Below are 7,566 nucleotides of genomic sequence, written 5' to 3' on the forward strand. Positions count from 1 at the left end.
ACGGTTGGCCACGTTGCGGGTGAACCAGCCGGGCGCCAGGTAGTGCGCGCCGGCGGGACGGGACGACGGCTGATCACGCTACTCGGTCATGAGCCTTGAACCTTTCGGACGACGATCAGCTAACATCGTTAGCCGCAGCTCCAGCTAACAACGTTAGCCTGAGGATTGTCAACCGAACAGACGGCACGGATCAGGTGACCGGGCGCAGGCTCATCGGGCCGTAGATGCGCCGTCCGGCGTCGAGCAGCGTGACCTGGACGACGCCCGCCGCGAGCAGATCGCGCCACGTCTCCCCGAGCCAGGTCTCGGCGTCGCTCTGACTGGTGAAGGATTCGGAGCTCGACGCACCGCCGACTGCGACGATCGCTCCGTCGTCACCCTCGTAACGCCAGGTCCAGGTCATGCGTGGTCCCTTCACTCGGGCGGCCCGAGTCGGCCAGCCGCCTTGCGCGATCGCCCGATCGGTCGACCGGTGGACCCATCCAACCGCGTGCCCTGCATCGGCGCGGCGCCGCGGATCAGCGCGCCGCCCATCGCTGCCCGCGCCAGGGCCGATGCTCCGCGGCGGATCGGCGGAGCAGACCGACGGTTCGGTGCCGCACGCCACTGGCGCGCAGGCGGACACCCACGCCAGGATGTCCTCGACGCCGGTAACGTCAGCCCTGACGGACATGGTCACGGAACCACCCGGGACATCCGGTCGAGCGCACATCCGGTATATCCGTTCGAGGAGGAAGAACCCGCGTGGGAACGACCGTCTACAACGCCGCAGCCTTCGCCGCCGAGTCCGCGGAGCACGACCCGCCCCTGGCCTGGTGGGCTGCCGTGATCGTCACCTTCGTGGCCATCCTCCTGCTGGCGGCCGTGCTCGCGCTGATGACCCGATGGGAGCGCAAGCGCCACCCGCACGGTTGATCCGGACGCGGTGACGGGGGCCCCACAATGCGGGTGACGCTGCTCGGCACGGGTTCGGCGGACGGCTGGCCGAACCCGTGGTGCGACTGCGCCTCCTGCGCCTGGGCGCGCAAGCACGAGGTCCGCGGCCAGACCGCCGTTCTCGTCGACGACGCCCTGCTCCTCGACTGCGGCCCTGACGTGCCGCGGACCGCCGCCCGGCTCGGTGTTCGGCTCTCCGGCCTGCGCCATCTGCTGATCAGCCACGCGCATCCCGACCATCTCGGCCCCGAGAGTCTGATGTGGCGGTCGTGGTCGTCCGCCGCCGGTCGGCCGCTCGACGTTGTCGGGCCGCCCGCGGCGCTGGCGGTATGCCGCGAGTTCCTGACCCGCTGGGAGGGCGCTGACCCGGCCCGAGAGGGCTCCGCCCTGCGATTCGTCCCGGCGACGGCGGGTGGCAGGTCGTCGGGCGGTGGGTCGCCGGGCGATGATCCGCTGCGCCTCGGCGCGGGCGACGCCGGGTACCTCGTGCGCCCGCTGGCCGCCCGGCACGGCAGCGCGAGCATCGGCCCGGCGGTCCTTTACGACGTCACCGCCCCCGACGGCGGCCGGCTGCTCTACGGCTGCGACACCGCCGCGCCGCTGCCCGCGCCGACGCTCGCCGCGGTGACCGGCCGGGCGTACGACGTGGTGCTGCTGGAGGAGAACAACGGGGACCGGCCCGGTTTCGGCGAGCACCTCGACCTGGCCTCCTTCGCCGAGCTCGTCGCGGAGCTGCGCCGCCGCGGCGCCGTGGTCGACGGCACCCGGGTGCTCGCCGTCCACCTCAGCCATCGCAACCCGCCCGGGGACGAGCTGGCCCGCCGGCTCGCCCTGCTCGGCGCGCAGGCTCCCGCCGACGGCGCCGTCCTCGACCTCGCCCCCCGCGCGCCGCTCGTCCCCGTCCGCTCCCCCGCTCCGGCAGTGCAGCCGCAACCCGCCACGCCGCTCGCACCGCTCGCTGGCTTCGCCGCCCCCGCGGCACCGCCCACGGCACCGGCGAGCACGGCGCAGCGCCCGCCGCACCGGGTGCTGATCACCGGTGGGGCCCGGTCGGGGAAGTCCGCCGAGGCGGAGCGCCGGCTGCTTGCCGAGCCGGCGGTGGTGTACGTCGCCACGTCCGCGCCCCCGGACGCCACGGATGCCGAATGGTCGGCGCGGATCGCCGCGCACCGCGAGCGCCGCCCCGCGGCGTGGACGACCGTGGAGACCCTCGACCTGGTGGCGTTGCTGCGCTCGCCGGGGCCGCCGCTACTCGTCGACGGCGTCGGGCTGTGGGTCGCCGCGCTGCTCGACGACCCGGCGGAGCTGGCGACCCGGGCCGGCGAGCTGGTCGAGGCGTGGCGGCACACCGCGCGGCGCGTGGTCGCGGTGACCGACGAGGTGGGCTCCGGGGTGGTGCCTGCGACGGCCGACGGCCGCCGCTTCCGCGACGCCCTCGGTCACCTCAACGCCGAGCTCGCCGCCGCGTCCGACGAGGTGTGGCAGGTCGTGACGGGCACGGCGATCCGGCTACGCCCCCGAGCCACGGACCCGTAAGCCGTCGAACGCGAGTTCGATCCCCATTCACCCCGCCACGCAGTGCCACGGACCGTTCGACCTGCGGAAACAGGTTGGCTCTCACTTCTGGGATGCGCCCGCACTCGTCGAAACCGCAGGTCGAGAGGTCGGGCGTGCGGTTCGAGCCCCCCTTGGCTCCGCAGCAGTCGACTCCTGTAGGTAGTCGTTCAACGGCGCGGCGGGCGGCGTAGGGCTGCCGGAGGACGGCTCTCCTGTGTGGCGAGTCCGCGCGGCGGAAACTGGCCGGCGTCGACCCGCTCGATGACCGTGGGGCGGGCGACGGGCTGTCGTCGTGCTTTCCGGGACGGTCTCGCACCGGACTGGTTGCCGGCTTCCGTGTTATCGGCTCGGGGATCGCCCTGGGCGTGGTCGGGACCGGCCATCGGCAACTGACACGACCAGCCCCGCCGATCCAACAGCAACCACACCCCGGGCAGAGGTTCTCCAGCACTTAGGAGCGGATCGCGTTCCGCATGAGGTCGGCGTTCCAGGCGTAGGAGTTCAACAGCCGCTGCATCTTGTGCGGGGCCGGATCCCCGGCATGCTCGGCGAGGGTCCGCCCGTTCTTTCTCTCGACACCTGAGAGCAGGCCCGTCAGATACATCCTGGCCTGGGCCACCGACTCGTCGCTACGGAAACATGTTGCGACACGGGAGAACAGCCTTTCCAGGCTTCTCTCCCATGCTTCGACGTCCGTCTCGCCAACGCCGCTATCCCCCGCCGGGTGGTCCACAGGCCGCCTGCTGTCGCACCCACAACCGGCCGCTCGCCGCCGTGAACCCGAAGGACGCGACAGGCTCGACTACCGATAGTGGTAGCGACAGGAGATGATCGTGATCTGGCCGGGATCGACCGCATAGACCAGGCGGTGTTCGTCGTCGATCCGTCGTGAGCGCAGGCCGGCGAGGTTGTTGCGCAGCAGTTCGGGCTTGCCGATCCCCTGCCCTTCCGGATCGCGTTTGATGTCCGTGATCAGGGCGTTGATGCGCTTTAGTGTCTTGCGGTCCTGGCCCTGCCAGTACAGGTAGTCGTCCCAGGCATGGTCGGTCCAGGCCAGCTTCACTCGTCAGGGCCCACCGGACGCTCGACCGCGCCGCCCGTACGCCACTGCTCCACGCTTTCCATCAGCCGCCGCGCGTTCGCGGGCGTGCGCAGCAGGTAGCTGGTCTCCACGATGGCGTCCCAGTCCTCCTTGCTCACCAGGACCGCGTTTCCCCGCTTCGAGACGATCTCCACCGGTGTGTGATCGGTGTTGACCTGTTCGATCAGTGGAAACAGCGTCTTACGTGCCTCACTGGCACTGATCGCCGCGACCATCCTGCCACCTCCCGAACACCTAGTCGTACCAGATACGGTACAACTTCGGGTGGCGTTTGTCAGCTGCTTGTCGAGTCGGCGGGCTGGTCAAGACGCCGCGACGGTGAGCGCGGCGGCGGCACCTCATGACCTGCGCTCGGCTGGTGGTCCCGCGGGGGTAGCTGGTGGCGTGGAGGCCAGGACTTCGACCAGGTCGTTGACGAGTTGGGGGTCAAGGGGCTGGTGGGTGGCGAGTATGCGATACCAGAGGGTGCCGAACACGATGTCGGCCACGGTGCCGGGGGCGGGCCGGTCGGGGAGGTCGCCGCGCTGACGGGCGCGGTCGGTGATAATGGCGAGCGCATCCCGTCGGCGCTCCAGGAAGCCGACACGGAACCGGCCGGCGAACGCGGCGTCGATCTGGGCCTCGGCCATCAACGCGCGTAGCAGTTCGGCGAGCTGCGGATGGTTCGCCAAGCGATAGCTCGCACCGAGGAAGACCCGCAGATCGGCCGCGTAGCTGCCCTGGTCTGCGACTGGCACAAGGAGATCGGCCTTCGCGGCGCCGGCCTCCAGCAGGACGTCGGCCCTGGAGGGCCACCAGCGATAGATCGTCTGCTTGCCCACGCCTGCCCTGGCTGCGATGCCCTCGATCGTCAGCCCGCCGTAACCCGTCTCGGCCACCAGCTCAAGAGCGGCGACGAGAATTGCACGGCGCGCGGCCTCGCTGCGTGGCCTCCCTGGCGGACGTTCCCCTGTCATGGCTCAAAAATACAAGTCGCTACGTCTCGTATAGTATCGAGACGTAGCGAACCGAAACTAGGAGAGGGCAGGCCATGCGCGCAGTAGTCATGGGCGGGACCGCCGGGATCGGGCTGGCGACGGCGGAGCAGCTCACCAAGACCGGCATTGAGGTCACGGTCACCGGACGCGACCAGGGCCGGCTCACCGCGCTCGCTGGTCGCGTGGCCGGCGCCGAGCAGCTCGACGGCACCGACCGCGAGGCGGTCGCGGCGTTCTTCGAGGGGTTCGGCTCGTTCGAACATCTGGTGCTCGCCTTCAGCCCGGGCGCGGCCGGATTTGGACCGATCCGCGAGATCAGCCTCGATGACTTCGAGACGGCGTTCACCGCCAAGCTGTTCGCTTACATCCACGCAATCCGCGAGGCGCAGGTCACCGAGTCGATCACGATGATCTCGGCCGCCAGCGCCCGGGCCGCTCTTCCCGGAACGGTGACCTTCGCGGCCGTGAACGGAGCGATCGAGCGGATCGTCTCGCCGCTCGCGGCCGAGCTCGCGCCGGTCCGCGTCAACGCCGTGGCGCCGGGAGTCGTGGACACGGCGTGGTGGTCCTTCCTTCCCGCCGACCAGCGCCAAGCGCAGTTCGACGCTGCCGCAGGCAGCGTGCCCGCCGGCCTGATCGGCTCCGCCGCCGACGTCGCCGGCGCGATCGAATACCTGATCGGCGCCCGTCTGGTCACCGGAACGATCCTGCCCGTCGACGGTGGTTTCACCGTCGCGTGAACCGCGGGTCGGCCTCTTGTGCGATGCACTGGCGATACACGGGGACGAGCGGCCGATTCCAGATCGTCCGGAGTAGCCGAGAACCTCCGAGTGGCCAAGTTGAGGAGCTGCCGGCTGCGCGAGGTACCCAGCCCATCCGGTCCCTCGATGACCTGGCGGCCGACACGTTCGACTCTGACGAGGAGCTCGACGAGTTCCTTGCGTTCACCTACGCCGGGTGTCGACGCGACGTCGCCTGAGCCGCCGCTGTGCAGCCCGTCGTCCTGGACACCGACGTCGCCTCCCTGAGCCACAAGCGCAGGCCCGACGGCCCGTGGCGACTCGTCTGATCGGCCGTCGGCCACTGATCACTTTCGTGACCTTCGGTGAGTTCGCCACGTGGACCGGCCTGCGAGACTGGGGCAGCCACCGACGTCAGGAACTCGCCGACTGGCTCTCCGGGATCCCCGTGCTCCCTGGCGACGAAGCAGTCGCCAACGCCTGGAGCAAACTCTCTGCAACCGCCACCCGGGCCGGACGGCCCCGCCCGGTCAACGACATGTGGATCGCGGCCTGCCGCCTCACCCGCAACCTGCCACTCGCCGCCCTGAACCTCAAGGACTACTTGTACTTCAGGGATCACCACGATCTACGGATTCTCGGCGAACAGTGATCGCCGCTCGCCACCCGTGTGGAAAAACCATGGCGGTGTCGCGCGTGTCTGCGGACGGTACGCGATACCGATGCGCCGACGCCGACGTCGCGAGCGACTTCAGCCTGAGAACGACCCCGGGATCGCGGTCACCAGACGGACCGGAGCCTCCGGAACCGCCAGGCACGCGGAACACCCGTTCGATCCGATAGATGATGTTCCCGTCGACGCGGTCACTGGCCATCACTCTTGGTCAGAGCCCTCGTCGCGACCGGACGGACAGCGATTTCAGGGCCAGCAGCCAAGATCAGACGGCTCAGATGCTGGTAGCTGCATAGTTAGCATCTGACCTGGGTCAGCGGGCCGGGCGGAGCGGTTCAGCCACGGATCAGATCCTGGAGGCCGACCACGCGCAGCAGTTCCAGCCGCTCGTGGGACCTGCTGCCCGGGCGGGCGGTGTAGACGATCATCCGCTGGTCGTGCTCCGGGTTCAGCAGTACCTCGCAGTCCAGCTCCAGGAAGCCGACGACCGGGTGCAGGAAGCGTTTGGTGCCGGCGCGCGGCGTACGGCGACGTTGGTGGGTGTCCCACAGCGCCGAGAACTCCTCGCTGCGGGCGCGGAGCCGGCGTACGAGCGCTGCCAGCCGCGTGTCGTCCGGGCGGCGGGCGAATGTGGCGCGCAGATCCGCCACTGCTGCCCGGGCGCCACGGTCACGGTCCTCGGCCGGGAAGAGTTCCCGCGCGGCGGGGTCCGTGAAGTAGCGCCAGGCGACGTTGCGCTCCGCCTCGGGGCGGACGGACGCGTCACCGTAGAGCGCCTTGGCCATCGCGTTCTGCGCGAGGATATCGCCGCGGTCGCTCACCACCTGGGCGGGAGTGTCGGTCAGCCGGTCGAGGACGAGAAGCAGGCCGGGGCGGACATGCTCGGTGGTCGGCTGGCTGCGTGGGGGCTCCTCGCCGGCCAGATGGAACAGGTGGTCCCGTTCGTCGCCGGTCAGCCGTAGCGCGCGGGCGACGGCGGCGAGCATCTGGCGGGACGGGCGTGAGCCCCTGGCCTGCTCCAGCCGCGTGTAGTGGTCGGTGGACATGTCCGCCAGCTGCGCCACCTCCTCGCGGCGCAGTCCCGGGGTGCGACGCCGCGCACCCTGCGACAGCCCCACGTCGGCAGGGGCGAGTCGGGCACGGCAGTGGCGCAGGAAGTCGGCGAGTTCGGTTCTGTCCACACCTCCGCCATGCCCGGGACGCCGGACGCAGCCAGGGACTGCCCGTCCCCGGATAAGGACGTCTCTCCCGCTGGCGCCCGCACCGCCGCACGCTGGAAGCCGGACCGCCGGACCGGCGGCGCCCCGCGGGTGCGAGAGACGATCTTTTTGCGGAGAAAGGGCAGATGTTGCATGCAGTACCGCACGCTCGGCCGGACCGGTATCAGGGTCAGCCCCTATGCCCTCGGCGCGTTGATGTTCGCCACGCCCATCGGTAACCCCGACCCCGATGACTCGGCCCGCATCATCCACAAAGCACTGGACGCGGGAATCAACCTCATCGACACCGCCGACGCCTACGGCGACTCCGAAGAGGTCGTCGGCAAGGCGCTCAAGGGGCGACGGAACAATGAGCCTTTCC

The 7,566-nt window shown here is 70.2% G+C and carries 11 protein-coding genes; 5 read left to right on the forward strand and 6 right to left on the reverse strand.

All coding sequences use genetic code 11. The features are described 5' to 3' along the window. Positions 1-190 precede the first annotated feature (190 nt). Positions 191-403: a hypothetical protein gene (locus G6R25_RS19240; RefSeq protein ID WP_163554080.1), complete on the reverse strand. Its 213-nt coding sequence runs from the start codon at positions 401-403 to the stop codon at positions 191-193. Between the two features lie 341 nt (positions 404-744). On the opposite strand from G6R25_RS19240, the gene G6R25_RS25440 reads away from it, so the two are divergent. Next, positions 745-915 carry a hypothetical protein gene (locus G6R25_RS25440; RefSeq protein WP_205447254.1) on the forward strand — a complete coding sequence of 57 codons (171 nt, stop codon included), beginning with the start codon at positions 745-747 and terminating at the stop codon, positions 913-915. Positions 916-942: 27 nt separating this feature from the next. Then, positions 943-2,472: a bifunctional adenosylcobinamide kinase/adenosylcobinamide-phosphate guanylyltransferase gene (locus G6R25_RS19245; RefSeq protein ID WP_163554081.1), complete on the forward strand. Its 1,530-nt coding sequence runs from the start codon at positions 943-945 to the stop codon at positions 2,470-2,472. Between the two features lie 472 nt (positions 2,473-2,944). Here G6R25_RS19245 and G6R25_RS30840 read toward each other — a convergent pair whose 3' ends face one another. The 4 genes from G6R25_RS30840 to G6R25_RS19265 form a co-directional block, all read right to left on the reverse strand. Next, a complete protein-coding gene (locus G6R25_RS30840; protein WP_163554082.1) occupies positions 2,945-3,112 on the reverse strand; it encodes a transposase in 168 nt (55 codons plus the stop codon). 183 nt (positions 3,113-3,295) lie between these two features. Next, positions 3,296-3,556 (reverse strand): Txe/YoeB family addiction module toxin, encoded by a 261-nt coding sequence (locus tag G6R25_RS19255; RefSeq protein WP_163554083.1) that lies wholly within the window; start codon positions 3,554-3,556, stop codon positions 3,296-3,298. Continuing rightward, the gene (locus tag G6R25_RS19260; protein ID WP_163554084.1) at positions 3,553-3,810 is read right to left on the reverse strand and encodes a type II toxin-antitoxin system Phd/YefM family antitoxin; all 258 of its coding nucleotides are present in this window, start codon (positions 3,808-3,810) and stop codon (positions 3,553-3,555) included. The genes G6R25_RS19255 and G6R25_RS19260 overlap by 4 nt, the downstream gene beginning before the upstream one ends. Positions 3,811-3,933: 123 nt before the next feature. Beyond that, the gene (locus G6R25_RS19265; RefSeq protein WP_136448157.1) at positions 3,934-4,551 is read right to left on the reverse strand and encodes a TetR/AcrR family transcriptional regulator; all 618 of its coding nucleotides are present in this window, start codon (positions 4,549-4,551) and stop codon (positions 3,934-3,936) included. A gap of 74 nt (positions 4,552-4,625) precedes the next feature. Between G6R25_RS19265 and G6R25_RS19270 the strand changes: the two genes are divergently transcribed. Next, on the forward strand, positions 4,626-5,312 hold the full coding sequence (locus G6R25_RS19270) for an SDR family oxidoreductase (RefSeq protein WP_163554085.1): 687 nt from the start codon (positions 4,626-4,628) through the stop codon (positions 5,310-5,312). A gap of 355 nt (positions 5,313-5,667) precedes the next feature. Then, positions 5,668-5,964 (forward strand): PIN domain-containing protein, encoded by a 297-nt coding sequence (locus tag G6R25_RS19275; RefSeq protein ID WP_205447255.1) that lies wholly within the window; start codon positions 5,668-5,670, stop codon positions 5,962-5,964. A 356-nt stretch (positions 5,965-6,320) separates the two neighbouring features. On the opposite strand, the gene G6R25_RS19280 is transcribed toward G6R25_RS19275, so the two are convergent. Beyond that, entirely contained in the window at positions 6,321-7,166 is an 846-nt protein-coding gene (locus G6R25_RS19280; RefSeq protein WP_163554086.1) for a helix-turn-helix transcriptional regulator, read from the reverse strand. 171 nt (positions 7,167-7,337) lie between these two features. On the opposite strand from G6R25_RS19280, the gene G6R25_RS19285 reads away from it, so the two are divergent. Then, positions 7,338-7,566 (forward strand): aldo/keto reductase (locus G6R25_RS19285; protein ID WP_163554087.1); only part of this gene is annotated, 229 nt, incomplete at its 3' end.

Source organism: Candidatus Frankia alpina (assembly GCF_902806485.1).
GTDB lineage: Bacteria > Actinomycetota > Actinomycetes > Frankiales > Frankiaceae > Frankia > Frankia alpina.

Excerpts from the sequence above, each read along its gene's own strand:
- G6R25_RS19265 (WP_136448157.1), bottom strand. The coding sequence starts at position 4,551 with ATGACAGGGGAACGTCCGCCAGGGAGGCCACGCAGCGAGGCCGCGCGC.
- G6R25_RS19245 (WP_163554081.1), top strand. The coding sequence starts at position 943 with ATGCGGGTGACGCTGCTCGGCACGGGTTCGGCGGACGGCTGGCCGAAC.
- G6R25_RS19240 (WP_163554080.1), bottom strand. The coding sequence starts at position 403 with ATGACCTGGACCTGGCGTTACGAGGGTGACGACGGAGCGATCGTCGCA.
- G6R25_RS19270 (WP_163554085.1), top strand. The coding sequence starts at position 4,626 with ATGCGCGCAGTAGTCATGGGCGGGACCGCCGGGATCGGGCTGGCGACG.
- G6R25_RS19260 (WP_163554084.1), bottom strand. The coding sequence starts at position 3,810 with ATGGTCGCGGCGATCAGTGCCAGTGAGGCACGTAAGACGCTGTTTCCA.